The sequence below is a fragment of the Thalassovita litoralis genome, from assembly GCF_900182725.1.
GTDB classification, from domain to species: Bacteria; Pseudomonadota; Alphaproteobacteria; order Rhodobacterales; family Rhodobacteraceae; genus Thalassobius; species Thalassobius litoralis.
Genome location: NZ_FXTO01000040.1, coordinates 1 through 20,752, shown reverse-complemented (window position 1 = coordinate 20,752; position 20,752 = coordinate 1). Strand labels below are relative to the sequence as shown.

19 protein-coding genes, 1 tRNA gene, 1 pseudogene and 1 riboswitch are annotated in these 20,752 nt (G+C 61.4%); of the genes and pseudogenes, 8 read left to right on the top strand and 13 right to left on the bottom strand.

Annotated features, from left to right (window positions below):
* Nucleotides 1–4: 4 nt before the first annotated feature.
* Nucleotides 5–215: riboswitch (cobalamin riboswitch) on the bottom strand.
* Between the two features lie 141 nt (nucleotides 216–356).
* A complete protein-coding gene (gene eutC, locus FN828_RS18350) occupies nucleotides 357–1,079 on the bottom strand; it encodes an ethanolamine ammonia-lyase subunit EutC (RefSeq protein ID WP_142494821.1) in 723 nt (240 codons plus the stop codon).
* The gene (locus FN828_RS18345) at nucleotides 1,076–2,452 is read right to left on the bottom strand and encodes an ethanolamine ammonia-lyase subunit EutB (RefSeq protein ID WP_142494820.1); all 1,377 of its coding nucleotides are present in this window, start codon (nucleotides 2,450–2,452) and stop codon (nucleotides 1,076–1,078) included. Before FN828_RS18345 ends, eutC begins: the two co-directional genes overlap by 4 nt.
* Before the next feature lie 401 nt (nucleotides 2,453–2,853).
* On the opposite strand from FN828_RS18345, the gene argC reads away from it, so the two are divergent.
* Nucleotides 2,854–3,828, top strand: coding sequence for an N-acetyl-gamma-glutamyl-phosphate reductase (gene argC, locus FN828_RS18340; RefSeq protein WP_142494819.1), 975 nt, complete (start codon nucleotides 2,854–2,856; stop codon nucleotides 3,826–3,828).
* A gap of 86 nt (nucleotides 3,829–3,914) precedes the next feature.
* Here argC and FN828_RS18335 read toward each other — a convergent pair whose 3' ends face one another.
* From FN828_RS18335 to FN828_RS18325, 3 genes are all read right to left on the bottom strand, one after another.
* Nucleotides 3,915–5,798, bottom strand: coding sequence for an acyl-CoA synthetase (locus tag FN828_RS18335; protein ID WP_142494818.1), 1,884 nt, complete (start codon nucleotides 5,796–5,798; stop codon nucleotides 3,915–3,917).
* A 186-nt stretch (nucleotides 5,799–5,984) separates the two neighbouring features.
* Complete coding sequence (gene lysM, locus FN828_RS18330; protein WP_142494817.1) at nucleotides 5,985–6,401, bottom strand: peptidoglycan-binding protein LysM; 417 nt, start codon at nucleotides 6,399–6,401, stop codon at nucleotides 5,985–5,987.
* Between the two features lie 253 nt (nucleotides 6,402–6,654).
* Nucleotides 6,655–8,436 carry an ABC transporter transmembrane domain-containing protein gene (locus tag FN828_RS18325; protein WP_142494816.1) on the bottom strand — a complete coding sequence of 594 codons (1,782 nt, stop codon included), beginning with the start codon at nucleotides 8,434–8,436 and terminating at the stop codon, nucleotides 6,655–6,657.
* A 259-nt stretch (nucleotides 8,437–8,695) separates the two neighbouring features.
* On the opposite strand from FN828_RS18325, the gene FN828_RS18320 reads away from it, so the two are divergent.
* From FN828_RS18320 to FN828_RS18310, 3 genes are all read left to right on the top strand, one after another.
* Complete coding sequence (locus FN828_RS18320; RefSeq protein WP_142494815.1) at nucleotides 8,696–9,709, top strand: ABC transporter substrate-binding protein; 1,014 nt, start codon at nucleotides 8,696–8,698, stop codon at nucleotides 9,707–9,709.
* 92 nt (nucleotides 9,710–9,801) lie between these two features.
* Nucleotides 9,802–10,569 (top strand): ABC transporter ATP-binding protein, encoded by a 768-nt coding sequence (locus FN828_RS18315; RefSeq protein ID WP_142494814.1) that lies wholly within the window; start codon nucleotides 9,802–9,804, stop codon nucleotides 10,567–10,569.
* Nucleotides 10,562–11,368, top strand: a complete 807-nt coding sequence (locus FN828_RS18310) for an ABC transporter permease (protein WP_142494813.1) — start codon at nucleotides 10,562–10,564, stop codon at nucleotides 11,366–11,368. The genes FN828_RS18315 and FN828_RS18310 overlap by 8 nt, the downstream gene beginning before the upstream one ends.
* A gap of 75 nt (nucleotides 11,369–11,443) precedes the next feature.
* Here the strand turns inward: FN828_RS18310 and FN828_RS18305 are convergent.
* Nucleotides 11,444–11,517: transfer RNA gene (locus FN828_RS18305), tRNA-Gly, on the bottom strand.
* Nucleotides 11,518–11,626: 109 nt separating this feature from the next.
* Between FN828_RS18305 and FN828_RS18300 the strand changes: the two genes are divergently transcribed.
* Both FN828_RS18300 and FN828_RS18295 read left to right on the top strand, forming a co-directional pair.
* Nucleotides 11,627–11,887 (top strand): hypothetical protein, encoded by a 261-nt coding sequence (locus FN828_RS18300; protein ID WP_142494812.1) that lies wholly within the window; start codon nucleotides 11,627–11,629, stop codon nucleotides 11,885–11,887.
* Between the two features lie 87 nt (nucleotides 11,888–11,974).
* A complete protein-coding gene (locus tag FN828_RS18295; RefSeq protein WP_142494811.1) occupies nucleotides 11,975–14,320 on the top strand; it encodes a Tex family protein in 2,346 nt (781 codons plus the stop codon).
* A gap of 183 nt (nucleotides 14,321–14,503) precedes the next feature.
* Here the strand turns inward: FN828_RS18295 and FN828_RS18290 are convergent, their stop codons facing one another.
* The 5 genes from FN828_RS18290 to FN828_RS18270 form a co-directional block, all read right to left on the bottom strand.
* Nucleotides 14,504–15,043 (bottom strand): biotin transporter BioY, encoded by a 540-nt coding sequence (locus FN828_RS18290; RefSeq protein ID WP_142494810.1) that lies wholly within the window; start codon nucleotides 15,041–15,043, stop codon nucleotides 14,504–14,506.
* Nucleotides 15,044–15,072: 29 nt separating this feature from the next.
* A complete protein-coding gene (locus tag FN828_RS18285) occupies nucleotides 15,073–15,672 on the bottom strand; it encodes a CbiQ family ECF transporter T component (RefSeq protein ID WP_142494809.1) in 600 nt (199 codons plus the stop codon).
* The gene (locus tag FN828_RS18280; protein ID WP_235891530.1) at nucleotides 15,653–16,411 is read right to left on the bottom strand and encodes an energy-coupling factor ABC transporter ATP-binding protein; all 759 of its coding nucleotides are present in this window, start codon (nucleotides 16,409–16,411) and stop codon (nucleotides 15,653–15,655) included. Before FN828_RS18280 ends, FN828_RS18285 begins: the two co-directional genes overlap by 20 nt.
* Nucleotides 16,412–16,553: 142 nt before the next feature.
* Nucleotides 16,554–16,865 (bottom strand): DnaJ family domain-containing protein, encoded by a 312-nt coding sequence (locus FN828_RS18275; RefSeq protein ID WP_142494833.1) that lies wholly within the window; start codon nucleotides 16,863–16,865, stop codon nucleotides 16,554–16,556.
* A 7-nt stretch (nucleotides 16,866–16,872) separates the two neighbouring features.
* Nucleotides 16,873–17,427 (bottom strand): YqgE/AlgH family protein, encoded by a 555-nt coding sequence (locus FN828_RS18270; protein WP_142494832.1) that lies wholly within the window; start codon nucleotides 17,425–17,427, stop codon nucleotides 16,873–16,875.
* A 152-nt stretch (nucleotides 17,428–17,579) separates the two neighbouring features.
* Between FN828_RS18270 and FN828_RS18265 the strand changes: the two genes are divergently transcribed.
* Complete coding sequence (locus FN828_RS18265; protein WP_142494808.1) at nucleotides 17,580–18,392, top strand: protein-disulfide reductase DsbD domain-containing protein; 813 nt, start codon at nucleotides 17,580–17,582, stop codon at nucleotides 18,390–18,392.
* A gap of 164 nt (nucleotides 18,393–18,556) precedes the next feature.
* Here FN828_RS18265 and FN828_RS18260 read toward each other — a convergent pair whose 3' ends face one another.
* Nucleotides 18,557–19,801, bottom strand: coding sequence for an NAD(P)/FAD-dependent oxidoreductase (locus FN828_RS18260; protein WP_142494807.1), 1,245 nt, complete (start codon nucleotides 19,799–19,801; stop codon nucleotides 18,557–18,559).
* 205 nt (nucleotides 19,802–20,006) lie between these two features.
* Here FN828_RS18260 and FN828_RS18255 point away from each other — a divergent pair, with 205 nt between their 5' ends.
* The gene (locus FN828_RS18255; RefSeq protein WP_142494806.1) at nucleotides 20,007–20,654 is read left to right on the top strand and encodes a hypothetical protein; all 648 of its coding nucleotides are present in this window, start codon (nucleotides 20,007–20,009) and stop codon (nucleotides 20,652–20,654) included.
* A 9-nt stretch (nucleotides 20,655–20,663) separates the two neighbouring features.
* On the opposite strand, the pseudogene FN828_RS18250 reads toward FN828_RS18255, so the two are convergent.
* A pseudogene (locus FN828_RS18250) lies at nucleotides 20,664–20,752 on the bottom strand (IS5/IS1182 family transposase); the annotation flags it as partial.

Genomic DNA, 20,752 nt, shown 5'->3' with positions numbered 1-20,752 from the left:
CCCGGTTCGGGTGATCGCCTCGGCAGGTCTCCTGACTTGCGGGTCGTCGCTTGGCCGGGCCTTCCCATCGCGTTCATGGCGCGTCAGTGGCATGTTCCGGCTTCGCTCACCGCTCACAGTTGCGGGGGCAGTCGCGGAATAAGGATATTCATCCTTTCACCGCGTTCCCTATTATCCGGTGGCGTACCAGTCGGACCGAAGCAGCCCGACCGATACCCGCTTGTTCTTCATTTGTAAATGGGCTGCGGATACGGCCCAGCCCCCGCCGACGCAGCGATGGCCGAGAGTACGGGGTTTTTGAGTATTTTTGGCAAGATGAAACCAAGGCAGATTGCCCATTCATCGCCCGACGCGGATCAGCCGTCCAGCAATGCAGGGCTGTTTTCTTTTAGCCCCGTGCCGGTCAGCCCCAGCCGCAGCGCCTGATGGGCCAGCCATGCAATGCGATCCGCAGCCGCCACGATGCTTAGCCCGCCCTGTCCGTGGATGTTGGACACACAATTCCGTTCGCTGTCGCGCCGCCCCAGACGCGGCGCGAAGGTCAGGTAAGCCCCCAGACTGTCCGAAACCGTCAAACCGGGTCGTTCCCCGATCAGTACCACCACCAGACGCGCACCCAGCCGTGTGGCAATATCGTCCCCAATCGCCACCCGTGCCTGTGTGGCGATTGTCACCGGGGCCAGCGACAGCCCCGGCATCCGCGCAGCACAGGCGTGGAACACTGCCGCGGCATGGGCCTGCACCGCCGTCGCAGACAGCCCGTCCGCGATGACAAAGGCCAGATCGTAATCCCCCGGCGCAACATCCGCAGGCCACGCCCCCAAGACCCGCCCCAGATCCGGGCGCCGCAAATAGGTGGCGCGATCCCCCGCCCCGGACGCCGCCACGATCACCGGATGCGGGGCCAGTTTCGCCGCCAGTTGATCCACCGCCAGCGAGGTATGGACGGCATCGCGGGCGCGGGCATGATCCCATTGAAATTTCAGCATCCGATCCGTGGGCTGCCCCGCCCCTGACCGGCCCAAGCCGATCCGCGCCGGGGTCGCCCACCGCAATCTGGCCCAAGGGTCCGTTGTCATCGCGCGCCCTCCAACAGCTTTTGCGCCCCTTGCTCTGCCAAGTGTCCGGTTGGCCCGGTCAGCCCCATGTTGCCCAGCCATGTTTCAAATTCCGGCGCGGCCCGCAGGCCCAGACTGTGCCGCAGATAGGCAATGTCATGGAAAGACAGGCTTTGGTAATTCAGCATCACATCATCCGCCCCCGGCACCGCGATCAGGAAATGCGCCCGCGCATCAGCCAGAAGTGTCATCAGCACGTCCATATCGTCCTGATCCGCCTGCGTGTGGTTGGTATAGCACACGTCGCACCCCATCGGCAGGCCCAGCAGCTTGCCGCAGAAATGATCCTCCAGCCCGGCGCGGATGATTTCCTTGCCATCGAACAGATATTCCGGCCCGATAAAGCCAACCACCGTATTCACCAGCAGCGGGTCAAACGCCCGCGCCACGCCATAGGCCCGCGCCTCTAGCGTTTGTTGATCCACGCCATGATGCGCGTTCGCCGACAGGGCCGCACCCTGCCCGGTTTCAAAATACATCGCGTTCTGCCCAACCGTCCCGCGTTGCAGGGACAGGGCCGCGTCCTGTGCCTCTTGCAGCATGGCCAGCGTCACGCCGAACCCATCATTCGCTGCCTCGGTTCCTGCCACGGACTGAAATACCAGATCGACAGGCGCGCCCTGTTCGATCAGGTCCAGACTGTTGGTGACATGGGTCAGCACACAGGTCTGGGTTGGAATGTCGAACCGCTGCCGCAGATCATCCAGCACCTGAAGCAGGGTTTTCGCCGTCGGGATATTATCCGTAGCCGGGTTCACCCCGATCACCGCATCCCCCACCGCATAGGACAACCCGTCCAGCGTGCTGGCCACGATCCCCTGAAGATCATCCGCCGGATGGTTCGGCTGCAACCGGCTGCCGATCCGCCCCGACAGACCCAGCGTGCTGCGAAACGCGCTGATCACCTGCACCTTGCGGGCCACCGCGATCAGGTCGCGGTTGCGCATCAGCTTGGACACTGCCGCCACCATTTCCGGGGTCAGGCCGGGGGACAGCGCGGCCAACGCTGCGCCATCGGTGCTGTCCAACAACAGCCAATCACGGAACTGTCCCACCGTCATATGCGCCACCGGAGCAAACGCCGCCACATCATGCGTATCGCAGATCAGGCGCGTGACCTCGTCCGCCTCATAGGGGATAAGCGGCTGCGCCAGAAACGTTTTCAGTGGCAAATCAGCCAGCACATATTGCGCGGCCACCCGTTCCACATCGCTGGTGGCGGCAATCCCGGCCAGATGGTCGCCCGACCGGGACGGGGTGGCGCGGGCCATCACCGTGGCCAAGCTATCAAAGCTGAAGGTTTCCCCCCCAAGGGCAATGCGAAACTGCGGCATAACAGGTGTCTTTGGCTGTGGTTTCCCCAACGCTAGGGCCAGCCCCCCAGGGTTGTCCATCCTTGGGGCCGGAAATATCCGTTTTCCGAAGACGGTTGCCTGTTTAATGGCGGGCGCCCCCGGCCACAGTCACAGCGCCCACGCACATTCCACTTGACTATGAAACCGGACAGCGACATTCCTGCTGACCATGTACAAGAACCCGACCCATTTTGATCGACGCCGACGCCGCATGACCAAAGCGGTGGCTCTTTGGGCTGCGCGTCGATCCGTGTTCTTTGGCATAGCGTCGGACCCCTTGTAGGCGACGCACACCAAACCAACATCGACCCGCGTTCCTGACCCTCCGCAGCCCTTGGCTTCGGGGGTTTTATTTTGTCCAAAATCTGAAAGGATACATCATGACCATTCTCGTCGGCATTGTCGGCATCAGCGGTTTCGGCGGCGGCGAAGCCCTGCGCCTGATCGCCAATCACCCCGCTTTTGAGCTTGTCTATGCGGCGGGCGACAGCACCGCAGGCAGCCCATTGGCAGATCGGTTTCCCGGCCTTCCCGCCAAACTGGCGCATCTGGTGATCCAGAAATGGGACCCCGCGACCCTGCCCAATCTGGATGTGCTGTTCGCATCCCTGCCCACGGGGGCTTCTGCTGCGGCGCTGGCCCGCGTTCCCCAAACGGTGAAGATCGTGGATATCGGCGGGGATCATCGCTATGCAACCGGATGGGCCTATGGCTTGGCCGATGTCTGGCCCAGCCAGATCACCGGGCAAACGCGCGTCGCCAATCCCGGCTGTTTCCCCGCCGCAACGCTGAACGCGCTGGCCCCGCTGTTGGTCAACAACCTGATCGACCCCGGCAATATCGTGATTGACGCCAAAACCGGGATTTCCGGTGCAGGCCGGGGCGGCGACAGTAAATTCGGCTATGCCGAAAGCAACGAAAATCTGGTGCCATACGGAATGCTGGAACACACCCACATGCCCGAGATTGCCACGACCATCGAACACCTGAGCGGCGGCAGCGCAGCCGGGCTGGTGTTCACCCCGCATCTGGTGCCGATGACGCGCGGTATCCTTGTCACCATTTATTGCCGGGGAACGGCCACAACCGCGCAATGCCTGAGCGCGGCGCGGGACTTCTATGCCGGGCGGGATTTCATCCGCGTCAGCGACACGCCGCCACAAACCAAATGGGCGACGGGGTCAAACCTGTCCTTTGTCAGCTATGCCGCCGATCCAAAACGTAATCTGGTGATCGCAATGGGTGTGGTCGACAATCTGGGCAAAGGCGCGGCAGGTCAGGCAGTGCAAAATGCAAACCTGATGTGCGGCCTGCCCGAAACCACCGGGCTGGAGGGACTGCCAGTTTGGCCCTAACCCCCCCAATCACCGACCCCAATCATCGGCACCAAAACAAAAAGCCGCCCCAAAGGGCGGCTTTTCCGATCCGTGTTCGTTCCAGCTTACTCGGCCCATTCCCAGGGCCGGGTGAACGCGCCCAGCACATGCCCGACCTCGTCATCATGCACCACGCCCGTGCGCTTGACCCGCGCCACCAAACCCCGCTTTTTGTCGTCGATCACGGCCACGACTTCGGCGTTCAGTTTTGCCTCGTCCAGCGCGGCATTATAAATGCGGGTGATCGCCCGCTTGCGCAGGTCCGGCTTGAAAACCTTGCCCACGGCGGTTTTGGGCAGTTCGTCCAGCACCTCGATATATTTGGGTTGGGCGGCGCGTTCGTGGACATGGGTTTTGCAATGTTTCAGCAATTCATCCGCCGTTGCCGTCGCCCCGGCCACCAGTTCCACATAGGCGCAGGGGATTTCCCCGGCATGAACATCCGGCTGCCCGATCGCCCCGGCAAAGGCCACGTCTTTATGCGCCAAAAGCGCCTCTTCGATCTCGGCCGGGTCGATGTTGTGACCGCCGCGAATGATCAGATCCTTGGCCCGGCCCGTGATCCACAGATAATTGTCCGGGTCGATCCGCCCCAAATCCCCCGTCCGCAGGTATTTGCCGTAATGGTACAGATCGCGGTTTTTATCTTCTTCGGTATAGGTGTTGGGCGCATTGACCCCCGGATTTGAAACGCAGATTTCGCCCACTTCATCCGTGGCGCATTCCACAGGCTCGCCATTCACCTGTTTGATGATGCGAACATCGGTATAGGGGAAGCGAATGCCAACCGACCCGATTTTCTTTTCCCCGTCCACCGGGTTGACCGACACCAGACAGGTCGCCTCGGTCAGCCCGTAGCCTTCGACGATGGTCACGTTGCTGGCCGCCTCGAACCGCTTGAACAGCTCTTGCGGCAATGGGGCCGACCCGGAAAACGATGTTTTCACCGACGACACATCCGCATCCACAGGCCGCTGCATCAGCGCGGAAATCGCCGTGGGAACGGTGATGATGAATGTGATTTTCCAGCGTTCGATCAGCTTCCAGAAGTTATCGAACACCCCATCGCCGCGATAGCCCGCCGGGGTGGGGAACACCACATGCGACCCTGCCGTAATCGCCGCCATCAGGATCACATGGCAGGCGAACACATGGAACATCGGCAAGGGGCAAATGATATTATCCTCGGGCGTATACAGCAGCGTCCCGCCCAGCCAACCGTTATAAACGATCCCGGAATAGCGATGCTGCGCCACCTTGGGCATCCCGGTGGTGCCGCCGGTGTGGAAATAGGCCGCCACCCGATCCCCCGCACTGTCGGCAAAGGACAGCTCGCGCGGGTATTTGCGCATCTCTTTGTTGAAATCCTTCACATCGGCGTGGTGGTTGCCCGGATTTTTCGGGCGCACCAGCGGCACGATCATGTTTTTCGGGAACGTCAGATAGCGGTTCAGGTCCACTTCCAGAACCGTATGCACCCCCGGCGCGTGGCGCACGGCCTCGGCGGTTTTCTGGGCGACATCGGTTTTTGGGAATGCCTTTAGCGTAACGACCACCTTGGCCTTGGTTTCACGCAGAATGGCCCCGATCTGTTCGGGTTCCAGCAGCGGGTTGATCGGGTTCACGATCCCGGCAATCGCCCCGCCCAGAATCGTCAGGATGGTTTCGTTACAGTTGGGCAGGATACAGGCCACCACATCGTTTTCACCCACCCCCAGATCGCGGAACATATTCGCGGTCTGACAGGTCCGGGCGTGCAGTTCGGACCAGCTCAGGGTTTCGGCCTTGTCCTGCGGACCGCTGAGCAACTGAAAGGTGACGGCATTGCCGCTGCCATGTTTATCCTTGGTGCGCGTCAGAAGCTGGTACAGCGTCTTGGGGACATCCCGCGCTTCCCACGGCATTTCATTTTCAATGGCAATCGTGTCCTGAATGGATGCAAAGCCCATCTTGTTCCTCCCGTTTTCGGTCCGCAGTCAGAGGGGGCAGACCGACAATATTCCTCTAGCAACAATGTGATAGGGATTACCCCCGCATACAAGATAATCCCCTGCGGCATGGCGCAACGTCAAAGCATGAAAAAAGGCGCAAAATCGCGCCTCTTTCCCCGGTTTTCAACATGACGAAAGGTCAACTCAGACCGAAGCGCCGCCCGGAATACGCAATACCTGCCCCGGATAGATTTTATCGGGATGGGTCAGCATCGGCTTGTTCGCCTCGAAAATTTCCATGTAGCGGTTGGCACTTCCCAGCGTTTTCTTGGCAATGGCCGACAGGGTATCGCCCTTCTCGACCGTGTGGAACACGGCTTCATCGGCGTGATCGTCCTCGACCTCGGCCACGCCTTCCACGTTGCCCACGGCCAGGATCACCTTCTCGCGCATTTCCGGCGACACCGCCGCCCCCGAGATTTTGACCTTGTCGCCCTCAACCGTAATGTCCAGACCCTCGGCATTCAGCCCCAGATCCTCGACCTCTTTCTTCAAAACCGCAGGCGTCGGCTCTGCCGCCAGTTTCTTGCCCGAGCTTTTCCAGAAATTGAACAGTCCCATTTCAGTCCCCTTTGCGAATGGTTCAAAAGAAACAAAACCCGACCGAAATAACATCGACAAGGGGAAAAGCCGGAAAATCGCCTCAAATGCGCAGCAGCGACCCCTGACGCCCCGGCAGCCAGCCCCAACACCCCGGCTCTTTCTTGGCGCAAATATCCCCGCCGGAGGCTCCCGCCCCCTCGGCTCGTATCACGTCAATACGGCAGCAGCGCCTCGCAACCATCCGGCGTGCGCGACAGCGCACACCTTTGGGTCAGCCATCCGTGAATTGCAGCCGCGCCAGACGCGCATATAGCCCGCCTTCGGCCACCAATTCATCATGGGTGCCTTGCGCCACGATCCGGCCCTGATCCATCACCACGATGCGATCCGCCTTTTTCACCGTCGCCAGACGGTGCGCCACGATGATCGTGGTCCGGGTGCGCGACAGTTCGTCCACCGCGGCCTGTACCGCGCGTTCGCTTTCGGCATCCAAGGCGCTGGTCGCCTCGTCCAGCAGCAGCACCGGCGCATCGCGCAGAATGGCGCGGGCAATGGCGATCCGCTGTTTCTGCCCGCCGGACAACATGGTTCCGCGTTCGCCAACCTGACTGTTGTACCCGTCAGGCAGGCGCATGATAAAATCATGCGCGGCGGCGGCCTGTGCGGCGGCTTCGACCTCGGCATCGGTGGCATCGGGACGACCGAAGCGGATATTTTCCCGCGCCGTTGTGGCAAAAATCACCGGGTCTTGTGGCACCAGCGCCAACGATTTGCGGAACGCATCGCGATCCATATCGCGCAGGTCGGTGCCATCCAGAAGGATACGGCCCGATTGCGGATCATAGAACCGTAGCAACGTCTGAATGATCGTGGTTTTCCCCGCCCCGGACGGGCCAACCAGCGCCACGGATTCGCCGGGCCGGATGGTCAGGGCCACATCGTCCAGCGCCGACACATCAGGCCGCGACGGATAGCGGAACCCGACATGATCAAAGGTAATCGCCCCGGTCACAGGCGACGGCACCGCCAGCGGCTGTTCGGGATCGGCCACGCTGTCCGTGGCCCGCAGCAGTTCCACCAGACGTTCGGTTGCGCCAGCCGCGCGTTGCAATTCACCCCAGATTTCAGACAAGGCGCCCACGGCCCCCGCCACCATTACCGAATAGATCACGAATTGCACCAATGCGCCCGGCGTCATGGCCCCGGCGCGCACATCATGCGCCCCGATCCACAACACGCCCACAACGCCAGAAAACACCAGAAAGATCACGATCACCGTCATTATCGCGCGGGTCGTGATCCGGCGGCGGGCGGAATCATAGCTTTTTTCCGTCACATCCGCGAAATCCCGGATCGCGGCGGATTCATTGGTAAACGCCTGCACCGTCTGGATGGATTGCAGCGCTTCGGCGGCATGGCCGGACGATGCCGCGATCCAGTCCTGATTTTCACGGCTCAGCACGCGCAATTTGCGGCCCATCGTCAGAATCGGCACAATCACCAGCGGCACGATCAACAGCACCAGCCCCGTCAGCTTGGCCGAGGTCAGCAGCATCAGCGCCATGCCCCCAACAAACAGCAGCACGTTGCGCAGCGCCACCGAAATCGACGACCCGATAACAGACAGGATCAGCGTGGTATCCGTGGTGATCCGGCTGACAACCTCGCCGGTCAGGATATTATCAAAATAGGCGGGTGACATGCTGACGATGCGTTGGAACACCGCCTTGCGAATGTCAGCGACCACCCGTTCGCCCAGCCGCGTGACCAGCGCATAGCGCAGCCCGGTCCCCAAGGCCAGCAACGCCGCCAGCGCCAGCGCCGCGCCGAAATACCGATCCAGTAGCATCCCGGCTTCGGTTCCGAAATTATCGACCACACGGCGCACCGCCAGCGGCAGCGCCAGTGACACGCTGGCGGTCAGCGTCAGCGCCAGACCAGCCAGAATAACCATGCCCTTATACGGGTTCAGAAACGGCCACAGATCGCGCAGCGCCCCCACCCGCTTGGACTTTTCGCGTTCTTCGGTGACGGTAACGGGTCCACGCGCCATGACGTTCCTTTCCACATCCTGCGCAGGCGGGTTTATGCCAAGGCGCCGATCCGGGCAACCCGCCCGTATGTCGCGGACCAGACAAACACCAAATAGGTGAACTTTTCCAACAAAATCATTCAGGCCGCGAAGCCCCTGCATACCGTAGGAATACCGTGTCGTTCGCGGGTTGATTTCCCCCTCAGAACCGCGACAATCGCGCGGCACAGCAGGCCGGGCATCGGCCCGCAGGGTTTCAAGCACTTAGGGAGGACATCCTATGACTGACATTTCACGCCGCGGCGCCTTGGGCCTGCTGGGCGGGGCGGCTGCCCTGCCGATGCTGGGATCGCCCGCATTCGCCAACACCAAGGTGACGGTTGGCGCGCTGAACTTCACCAGCCACGCCGCCAGCTTTGTTGCGTTCGAGCGCGGTTATTTCGCCGAGGCCGGTCTGGATGTGGAATTCAAATTCTTTCAGGCAGCGCAACCGATGGCCGTCGCCATTGCCTCGGGCGATGCGGATTATGCCGTGACTTCGATCACCGGCGGGCTGATTTCGCTGGCCGAAAAAGGTGCAACCAAGGTGATCGGCGGTGCCCTGACCGAAGAAAAAGGCATCGACGGTCAGAAAATTCTGGTGTCCGACGCGGCCTATCAGGCGGGTGTGACCACGCCCAAGGCGCTGGACGGCAAAAAGTTCGGCATCACTCAGGCGGGTTCGTCCTTCCATTACATGGGCGCGAAGATCGCGCAGGCCGAAGGTATCGCACTGGAATTCACGCCGCTGCAAAAAGTGGGCGCTGTGATCGGTGCGCTGAAATCGGGCCAGATCGACGCGTGGTCGATCGTACCGCACATCGCCAAACCGCTGGCTGGGTCCGGCGCGGTGCATATCATCGGCAACGTGGCCGATTACATCCCGAACTATCAGGTCACGACTGTGTTCACCTCGGCCAACAATGCCGCGAATGAACGCGCCAAGACCGAAGCCTTCCTCAAGGCGTTCTCGAAGGGGGCGGCAGATTTCAACGCGGCCTTGGTGGACAAAACTACCGGCGAGGCAGATGCCGAGGATATGATCAAGCTGATCCATAAATATGTCTATGCCGACAAACCCTATGACAAGGCCAAGCCGGGGATCGTCAACGGTGCGATGCGGATCAACGAAGGTGCCGCGCTGAACACCACCTCGGTTCAGGATCAACTGGATTGGTTCAAATCCGAAGGACTGGTCAAAGACAGCGTAACGATGGATATGCTGGTCGACAGCTCTTACGTCCAGACCATGTAATTGACCTTTGGGCCTGCCCTGTCCGGGGCTGGCCCACCCCCTGCCTTTCCCTGCCTTTCCCTGCCAGAACCGGCCCAAACTGTCCGAATCCCATGCAACTGACCCTTGACGCCGTATCCCATCGCTATGCCGATGTGACGGTCCTGTCCGATATTTCCCTGACCATCCCCGAAGGCCAAATCGTCTGTATCGTCGGCCCATCGGGCTGTGGGAAATCCACCTTGCTGCGGTTTTTGGGCGGGCTGGAACGCCCCGATCAGGGGCAGGTTTTGCAAAATGGTCCGGTGCCACAGGGGTGCCTGAACCCGCTGACCTATGTGTTTCAGGATTTCGCCCTTTTGCCGTGGCGGGACGTGGCCGGGAATGTTTCGCTGGTGCTGGAAGATCACGGCATTCGCGGGACCAAGGCGGCAGCCGTTATTGATGACGTGCTGGCCCGCACGAAACTGTCGGATTTCCGCGCCGCACTGCCCAAGCAACTGTCCGGCGGGATGAAGCAACGTGTTGCCATCGCCCGCGCGCTGGCGGTCAACCCGGCTGTGATGCTGATGGATGAACCGCTGTCGGCGCTGGATGCGCAAACGCGCGAATTGTTGATGGATGATCTGATCGCGCTGTGGACCCGCGCGCCCTTTACCGCCGTCTATGTCACCCACAACCTGTCCGAGGCCGTCCGGCTGGGCCATAAGATCGTGGTTCTGTCCCGCCGTCCCGGCACGATCCGGGAAATCGTTGAAATCGACATTCCCCTGACAGAACGCCACGCTGGCGACCCGGTGTTAGAAACACACCAAGCCCGCCTGTGGCAGCTTATGCGCGAAGAAGCCGAAGCCGCCGACAAGGAGCTGGGCCATGTCTGATAACACCCACCAGAACCCGCAGCCCGTCCCCTTTCGCGGGGGGGGCTTCCGGCCTCAGCGCATTCGCGGCGTGGGGCTGGCCGTTTTCATTTTGCTGATTGCCTTTGTCGAATGGGGAACGCGGGTCGGGTTTATCTCGAACCTGACGCTGCCCCGCCCGTCAGCCGTGTTTGCCACGTTTCAGGATTTGATTGAAACCGGGATGCTGTGGAAACACCTGTTGCCCTCGCTGTCACGTCTGGCTGTGGGGGCCGCGCTTGGGGTGACTGTGGGCGTCGGGGTCGGCGTACTGATCGGCCTGTTCAGCCTGATCCGTGCCGGGCTGGTCCCGCTGGTGGCCGCCCTGTTCCCGATTCCGAAAATCGCGCTGCTGCCGCTGTTCGTGATCTGGTTCGGAATCGACGAAGGGTCAAAATACGCGCTGATCGCCCTGGGGACGTTCACCCCAACCGTGGTGGCCACCTATGGCGCGGTCGATAACGTGGACCGCACCCTGATCCGCATGGGCCAAAGCTTTGGTCTGGGCTGGTTCAGCATCGTGCGTAAAATTGTACTGCCGGGGGCATTACCGGGTATCCTGTCCGGCCTGCGCGTCAGCATCGCCATCGGGATCATCCTGCTGGTGGCGGCGGAAATGCTGGGTGCCCAATACGGGATCGGTGCCTATATCCTTGAGGCGGGATCGTTATACGATCTGGAACGCCTGTTCGCGGGCGTTGTCATCCTGTCCGGCTTGGGCGTTCTGACATCCGGCCTGATTGGCTGGATCGAACGCCGCGTTCTGGCATGGCGGGTCTGATCCCGCCAGAAGCCGCCGTAGCAACACACCAATCCCCCGCGACCGAGGATCAGAAGCACCAATTTGTGTGGAGAATGGAGCGGGCGGCGGGAATCGAACCCGCGTCATTAGCTTGGAAGGCTAAGGTCTTACCACTACACAACGCCCGCGTAGCGAAGCACGGGATAGGACACTGATCCGCGAAGGTCAAGCCCGGTTTCACCCGATTGGCGACGGTTTATGAATATGCTAGGGCGCGACCAACCAAGGATGCCAACCATGCCCGCCTATCGCCTGCGCTATCGCAATCTGTCCGGTCCCGATCCCATGACACCGATCACCGCCCAACTGGACGCCGCCAGCGAACAGGCCGCCATTGCCGCGCTAAAGGCACAGCACAGCGGGCAGGATTTGCGAATTGAACGGGTCACATCCGACATCCCTGCCCCGCGCAAACGGCGGTCGCGCAACGAATGGATCATTCTGGCGCTGGTGCTGACCATCGGGGCGGTGCATCTGGCTAATCGCTGGCTGCGATAGCCCGCCGACGGGCTGGGAATCGTCTTGGCGGCAGGGGACCGGGACGTTAGACAGGCTGTCCAAGTTCCATCAATCAGAGGGCCTTTTATGTCCATCGACGCCGTGGCCGAACGCCGTATTCCGATCCTGATCGCGCAGGAAATCCAAGCCCGCCCCGAACAGGTGGCCGCCGCAGTGAAGCTGCTGGACGAAGGCGCGACCGTGCCATTTGTCGCCCGCTACCGCAAAGAAGTCACCGGCGGGCTGGATGACACCCAGTTGCGCGCACTGGCGGATCGGCTGGGCTATTTGCGGGAACTGAATGACCGGCGCGGGGTGATTTTGGCCTCGATCACGGAACAGGGCAAACTGACGCCCGATCTGGAAAAGGCGATTGCCGGGGCTGAAACCAAATCCGCGCTGGAAGACATTTACCTGCCCTACAAACCCAAACGCCGCACTCGCGCCATGATTGCCCGTGAAAACGGTCTGGAACCGCTGGCACAGGCCATTCTGGCAGATCGGCAGGCCGACCCGGAAACGTTGGCGGCGGGGTATCTGTCGGAAAACGTGCCGGATGTTAAATCCGCACTGGACGGGGCGCGCGATATTATCGGGGAAAACCTGTCGGAAAATGCCGATCTGTTGGGCCGGTTGCGCGAATTCCTGATGCGCGAAGCACAGGTGACATCCAAGGTGATCGACGGGCAGGAAGCGGCAGGCGCGAAATATTCCGATTATTTCGACCAGTCCGAAGCATGGGCAACCATTCCATCACACCGGGCGCTGGCGATGTTCCGGGGCCGCAACGAAGGCATCCTGCAAGTCGACATCGTGGTGGATGCCGATGCCGCACCGGGGCAGAACCGGGCCGAACAAATGGTCGCGGCCACCTTGCAGACAGCCGGGAATGGGCCGGGGGATCAATGGCTGCGCAAAATGGCGGGGTTCGTGTGGCGGGTGAAGCTGCATATTTCCCTGTCTATCGACCTGCTGACGGAACTGCGCCGCCGCGCCGAAGAAGACGCAATCAACGTTTTTGCCCGCAACCTGAAGGATCTGTTGCTGGCCGCCCCCGCCGGGGCCAAGGCCACTTTGGGGCTGGACCCCGGCATCAGAACCGGGGTGAAATGCGCCGTGGTGGATGCCACCGGCAAATTGCTGGAAACCGCCACGATTTACCCGTTCCAGCCCAAAAACGATGTGCGCGGGGCGCAGGCCACGCTGGCGGAACTGATCGCACGGCATAAGGTCGACCTGATCGCCATTGGCAACGGAACCGCCAGCCGCGAAACGGAAAAGCTGGTCGGGGATCTGCTGGGTCTGATGCGATCCGCGAAAAAACCGACCAAGGTGGTCGTCAGCGAGGCGGGGGCTTCGGTCTATTCCGCGTCGGAACTGGCGGCACAGGAGTTTCCGGGGCTGGATGTGTCCTTGCGCGGGGCGGTGTCCATCGCCCGCCGCCTTCAGGACCCGCTGGCCGAACTGGTGAAGATCGAACCCAAATCCATTGGCGTCGGCCAATATCAGCATGATGTGGATCAGCGCCGCCTTGGCAAATCTCTGGATGCGGTGGTCGAAGACGCGGTGAACGCGGTTGGGGTGGATGTGAACACCGCCTCGGCCCCGCTGCTGGCGCGGGTGGCCGGGATCGGGCCGGGCCTGTCGGATGCCATCGTGGCCCACCGGGACATCAACGGCGCGTTCCGGTCCCGCAAGGAATTGCTAAAGGTCGCGCGGCTGGGGCCGAAAGCCTTTGAACAATGCGCCGGGTTCCTGCGGATCACCGACGGGGCGGAACCGCTGGATGCCTCGTCCGTTCACCCCGAGGCATATGACGTCGCCCGCAAAATCGTGGCCGCCTGCGGGCGTGACCTGCGCACGCTGATGGGCGATCCGGCCCCGCTGAAACGGCTGGATGCGGCGGATTTCGTAACCGACAGCTTCGGCCTGCCCACTGTGCGCGACATCCTGTCGGAACTGGAAAAACCCGGCCGCGATCCCCGGCCCGAATTCAAGACCGCCACCTTTACCGACGGGGTCAATGAAATCACCGATCTGAAACCGGGCATGTTGCTGGAAGGCACTGTGACCAACGTGGCCGCTTTTGGGGCTTTCGTGGATATCGGCGTGCATCAGGACGGGCTGGTTCATGTCAGCCAGATCGCGGATCGTTTCGTAAAAGACCCGCATGAGGTGGTCAAAGCTGGCGATGTCGTAAAGGTCCGCGTGACCGAGGTGGACGTGCCCCGCAAACGTATTGGCCTGTCGATGAAAAAAGACGCCGGGCGCGGATCGGACCGGGGCGACAGGCCGCAGCGGGATACCGGACCGCGCGGGGGCGCCCCCCGTAGCGGCAACACCGGCCCGCGCGGCGGCAAATCCGCCCCGCCCCGTCAAAATGACATGGGCGGTCTGGGTGCCGCACTGCTGGATGCGATGCGTAAAAAATAAAGCCAGAACATAAAAGGGCGGGAAAATCCCCGCCCTTTTTCAATCACATATGCCGCACAAGACTGCCTGAAAATTCCAACACCTGATGAACAACACCGGGCATGAACCTTAACGCCCCTTCGCCTTTCATCTTGCCAAAAATACTCAGAATCCTGCGCTCTCCACGGGTGCCGCGCCTGAATGTCAGGCCTGCGCCAAACCTGGACGCGCTTTCAGCAGGCCTTGGGTGATCAACCCGGCCAATACGCATTTCAGGATGTCACCGGGAATGAACGGTGTCGCCAGCAACGCGGCTTCGGCCAGAGTTTTATCCAGCTTGATCGCCATGCCGACAATGCCCAGCACGTTCAGCACGACCACGCCGCCGATCAGCGCCGCAACTGCGGGGAAAACAAACCCGCCCCGGTCCCGCCACATCTGTGCCAATGCGCCCGTCACAAAGGCCGCGACCGGGAAGCCGATCAGATAACCCATCGTCACGCCGGAAAACACGCCGATCCCGCCGCGCCCACCGGCCAACAGGGGCAGCCCCAGCGCCACCAGCCCCAGGAACAGCAACACAGCCAAGCCGCCGCGTTTGGCACCCAGCACTGTGCCGCACAGCATGATGCCCAGCGACTGCGCCGAAATCGGCACGCCTGACATCAGGGTGAATTTGGGAACCAGCCCCAGCGCCGCAATCAATGCGGCGAAAAGGGCGATCAGGGTCAGGTTGCGTTCCATTTGGGGTCCTTTCTTGGAAAGCTAGAAAATCAATGCAGCCCGCCACGGGCTTTCAGCGCCTCGGCTGTGTGTTCCGCGTCGTCGACGGCCAGCAGGGCAAAGGGCAGCACCAGCCGCCAGCCCGGTCGCTTGACGGTACGCGCCCGCCACGCCTGCACCAGCAGGCCGCCTTTTTGCGTCAGCACCGGGGTAAAGCGGATCACCAGCGCCACGGACAGCGCCAGTTTGCGCCGGGTGCGCTGCGACACCCCCAGCCGCGCCAGACCGCGCTGGATTACGTCCAGCATATCCTCTAGCCGGGTGGTCAGCGTCACCAGATTGGCCGCCGCAATGGCCGCAATCAGCCGGAGCACCACCACCGCGCCTTCGGTGGTGCGTCCCACGGCCAGATGCCAGATCATAATCACCGCCACGAACCAGAATACGGGTCGCATCAGCCGCGCGCCCTGCCGTGTGAACCGTAGCCCGCCGGGCAGATAAGCCGCGCAGACTGCCGCCACGACTGCCGCGCTCAGCGCCACGCCGTCCATATAGAAAATCGCCAGCGTAAAGCCCGACAACCCCAGCAGCTTTGGCCCCGCAGGCCAAGCGTGATATGGGGTACGAATATCAGAGGTCAGCGAGATCATCCGCCCCTCCCCAGTCGCGCATCTGTGCCTCGTAGACGGGCAAGACCTGCGCAGGCGGGCCATCCATGCGAAGCTGCCCCTGTTCCATCCAGATCACCCGGTCATAGGCTTCAATCGCGCTCAGATCATGGGTGATGTGGATCAGGTTTTGCTCCAGCCCATCCAGATAGCGCCCCAAACGCAGGGTAGTGGCCAAATCCAACCCGGCAAAGGGTTCGTCCAGCACAATCACCTGCGGCGCCATCATCAGCACCGCCATCAGGCACACCAAATGCCGCTGTCCCTGTGACAATCCATGAACAGACCGATCAAACCAGCCCGACCGCCCGAAACGATCCAACATCTGTTCTGCCTGTACGCGGGCCTGTGTGCGGGACATACCCTGTGCGGTCAGCCCAAAGGTCAGTTCTTCGCCCACCGTGGGGAAAATAATCTGGTGATCCGGGTTCTGAAACAGAATCCCAACCGTGGAAATCGCCGCCTTGCGATCCGTAGCCACGGCGACGCCATTCACCGTAACCTGCCCCTGATCCGGTGCAGCCAGCCCAGCAATCAGCCGCGCCAATTGCGATTTACCGGACCCGTTACGCCCCACAACCCCCACACGGCGCTGATCCAAACGCAGGCTGAAACCATCGAAAACCTGTGTGGTTTCACGGGCATAGCGGATATTTTCCAGCACCACAGGGACCACAAGGGCCTGCTTCGCTTCATCCGCCTGAATATGCTGCATTTGCATCATCTTCTCCTGTCAGCGGCGGGGATACAGCGAATCCTAAACCGGGAACAAGGGTCGCGCATAGCAATTACCACGCTAAATACCGTAAAAATACGGTATTTATCTGGATGCCGCCCTAGGCATCCGTCAGGCTGATACGGTGTTACCCTTTTTTGAATGCCTGCTTGGCCACCTCGATCCGGGTTTCCATCATCGACATGTCCCGCAGCAAATCACCCCGGCGGGTACGGTCGGAACAGTCCCGCAATTCGGCCCGCAATGCCGCCAGTTCCCGCGACAGGGCCACAAATTCCGGCACCGCCCCGTTTTCGCGGATCAATCGGTTGAAAAGCGCATTTTCCGGGTCATCGCAGGCGGGCAAAGGCCGCCCCGCACCGGACAGGTTATCAAAAGCCCCCTCGGATTCGGCCTGCGCGATTTTCTGATTGATCAGGTCAATCAGCGGGTGGTCCATGCTCATGTCAGGCGCGTCCGGCCTCGGGCGACAGCAGCAGCGCATCAACCCCCAGCGATTTCAGCGCCGCCCCCCATTTGCCCCGATCCGGCAGATCAAACACCAGTTCCATATTGGCGTCACAGGTCAGCCACGCATTCTGTGCCAGTTCATCCTCTAATTGCCCCGGTCCCCAACCGGCATAGCCGATCACCACAAGCGCCCGCTCGGGGCCTTTGCCTTCGGCAAACGCCTCCAGAATATCCAGCGTCGCGGTCATGCCAAACCCACCTTCGACCTTCAGGGTATTGATAAGGCTGACATAATCCAGCGAATGTAGCACGAATCCCCGCCCCGGCTCGACCGGGCCGCCAAAGGACACGCCCATCTGGCGACTGTCTGGCCCGTGGTCGATGGATAGCTGATCCAGCATATCCGCCAGTTCCACCTCTTCTGTCGGTTTATTGACGATCAGCCCCATCGCCCCTTCTGGGGAATGGGCGCAAATCAGGACAACAGCCCGCTCAAATCGCGAATCTCCCATACCGGGCATTGCGATCAGCAACTTTCCTGTCAGGTCCAACTGTGTCTGTGACGGTTCCATAAGACAAAGATATGTCTGCCCTGCCCCGTGGTCCAGCACCCGCGACAGAAAAACCACGACGCACGGCATTGTCACGACCGCTCGCCCGAAAGTGAGTTGGCAAGACGCGGATTTTCGCCCATCTCATAAGCATGATAAAGACGCTTACCCTTGCTGCACAGATCACATTCGCCGCGCTTGGCCTGTTCTCCGGGCCGGTGCAGGCGCAGACACAGCAAATGGTGTCCCTACAAATCCTGCCCGGATGGCGCGGCACTGACGGCACTCATATTGCGGCGCTGAAAATTGAACTGGCACCGGGGTGGAAAACCTATTGGCGCGCACCGGGGGACGCCGGTATTCCGCCGATGATCGACTGGTCCGCATCGGATAACCTACACGCCATGCGGCCGGCATGGCCCACCCCCATCGTATTTTCGCAGAACGGTATGAAATCTGTGGGCTACAAGGATGAACTGATCCTGCCCGTAGTGTTGACACCGCAAGACCCCAACAAACCCATCGCCCTGCGGGGCGACGTGCAGATCGGTATCTGCAAGGACATCTGCGTTCCTGCGGAACTCAGCTTCGACATGCCGCTGCCGCTATCGCATCATCAGGACCGCACGATCGCACAGGCCTTGTCCACCCAACCCCTGACGGCCCGACAGGCCGGGGTGGGCCACGTCAGTTGTGACATGTCGCTGACCCCGGATGGTCTGTCACTGACCGCCCATCTGACCTTGCCACCAACCGGAATGCAGGAATATGCCGTGGTCGAAACCGCCGATCCGCAGGTGTGGGTCGCCGAAAGTGAAACCCACAGACAAGGGAATACTCTGACGATCCGCACGGAACTGGTCCACATGGATGGCGGTGCCTTTGCGCTGGATCGGTCGGGGCTGCGGGTGACTGTGCTGGGCAGCGACCATGCCGTTGATATTCAGGGATGCCCGTCAGAGTAACCAATCCCCGCGCGCTTACCCCCGCCGCGCGGCTGGGGAATGAGTATTTTTGATCAGAAAGAAGCAGGCCGGTTTCTTTCTGATCAGAAATACTCTGGGGGGGTGGGCGCCGCAGGCGACCGGGGGCAAAGCCCCCATGCCCAACCCGCCCGCCAGACGCCCCGCTATTGAAACCGGGCCGGGGAATAGGGGGCCAGATCAAGATTTGGCGTACGGCCACTGACCAGTTGCGCCAGTATTTGCCCCGTGCGCGGTCCACCCGTCAAACCAACATGGTGGTGGCCGAAGCCCATGAATGCCCCGCGCAGCCCCGGCACCGCACCGATGACAGGCAAGGAATCCGGCAGAACCGGACGGTGGCCCATCCATTCCGTTGCCTCGTCCCATGTCAGGCCCGGCATGGCGGCGCGGGCCTGTTTCAACAGCAGCCGGAAGGGCGCACGTGACGGAAGCGCGTTCAGCCCGCCAAATTCTACGATCCCGGCCAGACGCAAGCGCCCCTCCATCGGGGTGGCGACGAATTGGCCAGCATTCACCAGAATAGGGTGTTTCGGCATGACCGAGGGATTCCACAATTCGATATGGTAGCCGCGTTCGGATTCAACCGGGGTTTTCAGCCCCAGTTTGCGCCCCAGTGGCCCGGACCACGCGCCCGTGGTGATCACCACCGCGTCGCACTCCAGCGTGGTGCCATCCAACCGCAGGCCGGTGACGCGCCCCTGATCCTGTATCACGTCGGTCACATCTGCCCGCAGAACCCGGCCACCCAATGTTTCCAGATGCGCGGCAAGGGTTTTGACATACGCCCCCGGATCGGTAATCCGTCCGTGACCGGAAAACGCGGCCCCAAACCCCAGATCGCCGGTCAGGGCCGGGTCATAGCCCCGCAGCGCGGCACCTTCGTATTCCTGCCATGTAAACCCGTTTTCGCGTTTCAGCGCATAGGTATACGCATCGGCCTTGAACGCGGCCCGGTCGCGGTAAACATAGGTAAAATCGCAGGGCTGGATATAGCGTGCCGCCGGGGTATCAGCCGCCAGCGCCTGATGATCGGCAAGGCTGTCACCGATGATCGGCGTCAGCGCGCGGGCCGTTGCGCGGGCATCGCGATCATTGGCATGGGACAGATAGCGCAGCAGCCACGGGGCCAGTCGCGGCAGGTAGCCCCATTTCAGGAACAGCGGTTTCGCCGGGTTCAGCAAATAGGCCGGGGCCTGTGCCAGCAGCCCCGGAACGGGGACAGGCACCACCGCACAAGACGCCAGAACGCCACCATTGCCATAGGACGCGCCTTCGGCCGGGCCAAGCCGGTCAATCAGCGTCACCTGCAATCCAGCGCGTTGCGCCCAAATCGCGGTGGCAGTGCCAACGATCCCTGCCCCGACGATTGCAATGTGATTTACCGTCATCCGCTGGCTGCTCCTTCTGGTTGTGGGCGGCTGCAAATACGACCGCATGATGACCGGGTGCCACGACAAAGCCAACCCCCGTGAAAATACGGCGTGACACAGGTAACGGGGAATGTCACGAAAAGGCGATTACTATTCTGTGTCTATCTGTGTAAGTTCCATATGTACCGTTAGATTTCGATCAGACCCAAAGGACTGAACCGCGATGAAACCCGTTGCTTTTGCGCTTGCTGCCCTGCTGACCTTGCCCGCCCCGGTTTGGGCTGCGCCAAGCGGGGTGAAGCAACTGGCACTGGCGCAGGACTTGTTCGCCTATGGCGTGGATATGCGCGACCCTCTGGCGGTTTTGACAGCCGCCAAAATCACCGCGGCCATCCCCGTGACAGAACTGGCCCGCCCCGTGGAAACCCGCCCCGGCGCGTCTGCGGCAAATCAGGACGGAACCGAAGACGGGGGCTTGCCGCCCTCGGCCCCGGAAATGTTTGCCGTGGCCCGTGATTTCGCAGGTGGGGATGATTACCTGCTGTCCCTGATCGAAGATGCCGAGGTCGAGGGCCATCGCGGCGCGGTGGACGGGGCGTCACGCACGCTGAACCGTTTGCAGGCCGGATATATTGACATGGTCAAGGTCGAGTTTAAGGGCGGCGAACTGGCCGAACTGGCGATCCTTGGGGCCGAGGGGGCCAATCTGGACCTGAAGATCACCGATGCACAGGGCAAAACCATCTGCATCGAACGCGGCAATTCAGACAAACTCTATTGCGCGTGGACCCCGGCCAGCGATGGCATATTCTATGCCGAGGTCGAAAACCTGAGCAGCCAGCGGAACAGTTATTATTTGCTGACGAACTAGGCTCAGGACTCATAACCAAAACATGACTGTTGCGGCGAGAGCGATGGCCGAGAGGAAGACTTCGGGGCAGCGGTCATATCGGGTGGCGACCCGCCGCC

Bases quoted from the DNA above. Each gene is read 5' to 3' on its own strand.
- FN828_RS18275 (WP_142494833.1), bottom strand. From the start codon at position 16,865: ATGGACCACCCGCTGATTGACCTGATCAATCAGAAAATCGCGCAGGCC.
- eutC (WP_142494821.1), bottom strand. From the start codon at position 1,079: ATGACAACGGACCCTTGGGCCAGATTGCGGTGGGCGACCCCGGCGCGG.
- argC (WP_142494819.1), top strand. From the start codon at position 2,854: ATGACCATTCTCGTCGGCATTGTCGGCATCAGCGGTTTCGGCGGCGGC.
- FN828_RS18280 (WP_235891530.1), bottom strand. From the start codon at position 16,411: ATGCAAATGCAGCATATTCAGGCGGATGAAGCGAAGCAGGCCCTTGTG.
- FN828_RS18265 (WP_142494808.1), top strand. From the start codon at position 17,580: ATGATAAAGACGCTTACCCTTGCTGCACAGATCACATTCGCCGCGCTT.
- FN828_RS18335 (WP_142494818.1), bottom strand. From the start codon at position 5,798: ATGGGCTTTGCATCCATTCAGGACACGATTGCCATTGAAAATGAAATG.
- FN828_RS18290 (WP_142494810.1), bottom strand. From the start codon at position 15,043: ATGGAACGCAACCTGACCCTGATCGCCCTTTTCGCCGCATTGATTGCG.
- FN828_RS18320 (WP_142494815.1), top strand. From the start codon at position 8,696: ATGACTGACATTTCACGCCGCGGCGCCTTGGGCCTGCTGGGCGGGGCG.
- lysM (WP_142494817.1), bottom strand. From the start codon at position 6,401: ATGGGACTGTTCAATTTCTGGAAAAGCTCGGGCAAGAAACTGGCGGCA.
- FN828_RS18325 (WP_142494816.1), bottom strand. From the start codon at position 8,436: ATGGCGCGTGGACCCGTTACCGTCACCGAAGAACGCGAAAAGTCCAAG.
- FN828_RS18285 (WP_142494809.1), bottom strand. From the start codon at position 15,672: ATGATCTCGCTGACCTCTGATATTCGTACCCCATATCACGCTTGGCCT.
- FN828_RS18300 (WP_142494812.1), top strand. From the start codon at position 11,627: ATGCCCGCCTATCGCCTGCGCTATCGCAATCTGTCCGGTCCCGATCCC.
- FN828_RS18315 (WP_142494814.1), top strand. From the start codon at position 9,802: ATGCAACTGACCCTTGACGCCGTATCCCATCGCTATGCCGATGTGACG.
- FN828_RS18260 (WP_142494807.1), bottom strand. From the start codon at position 19,801: ATGACGGTAAATCACATTGCAATCGTCGGGGCAGGGATCGTTGGCACT.
- FN828_RS18295 (WP_142494811.1), top strand. From the start codon at position 11,975: ATGTCCATCGACGCCGTGGCCGAACGCCGTATTCCGATCCTGATCGCG.
- FN828_RS18310 (WP_142494813.1), top strand. From the start codon at position 10,562: ATGTCTGATAACACCCACCAGAACCCGCAGCCCGTCCCCTTTCGCGGG.
- FN828_RS18255 (WP_142494806.1), top strand. From the start codon at position 20,007: ATGAAACCCGTTGCTTTTGCGCTTGCTGCCCTGCTGACCTTGCCCGCC.
- FN828_RS18345 (WP_142494820.1), bottom strand. From the start codon at position 2,452: ATGCCGCAGTTTCGCATTGCCCTTGGGGGGGAAACCTTCAGCTTTGAT.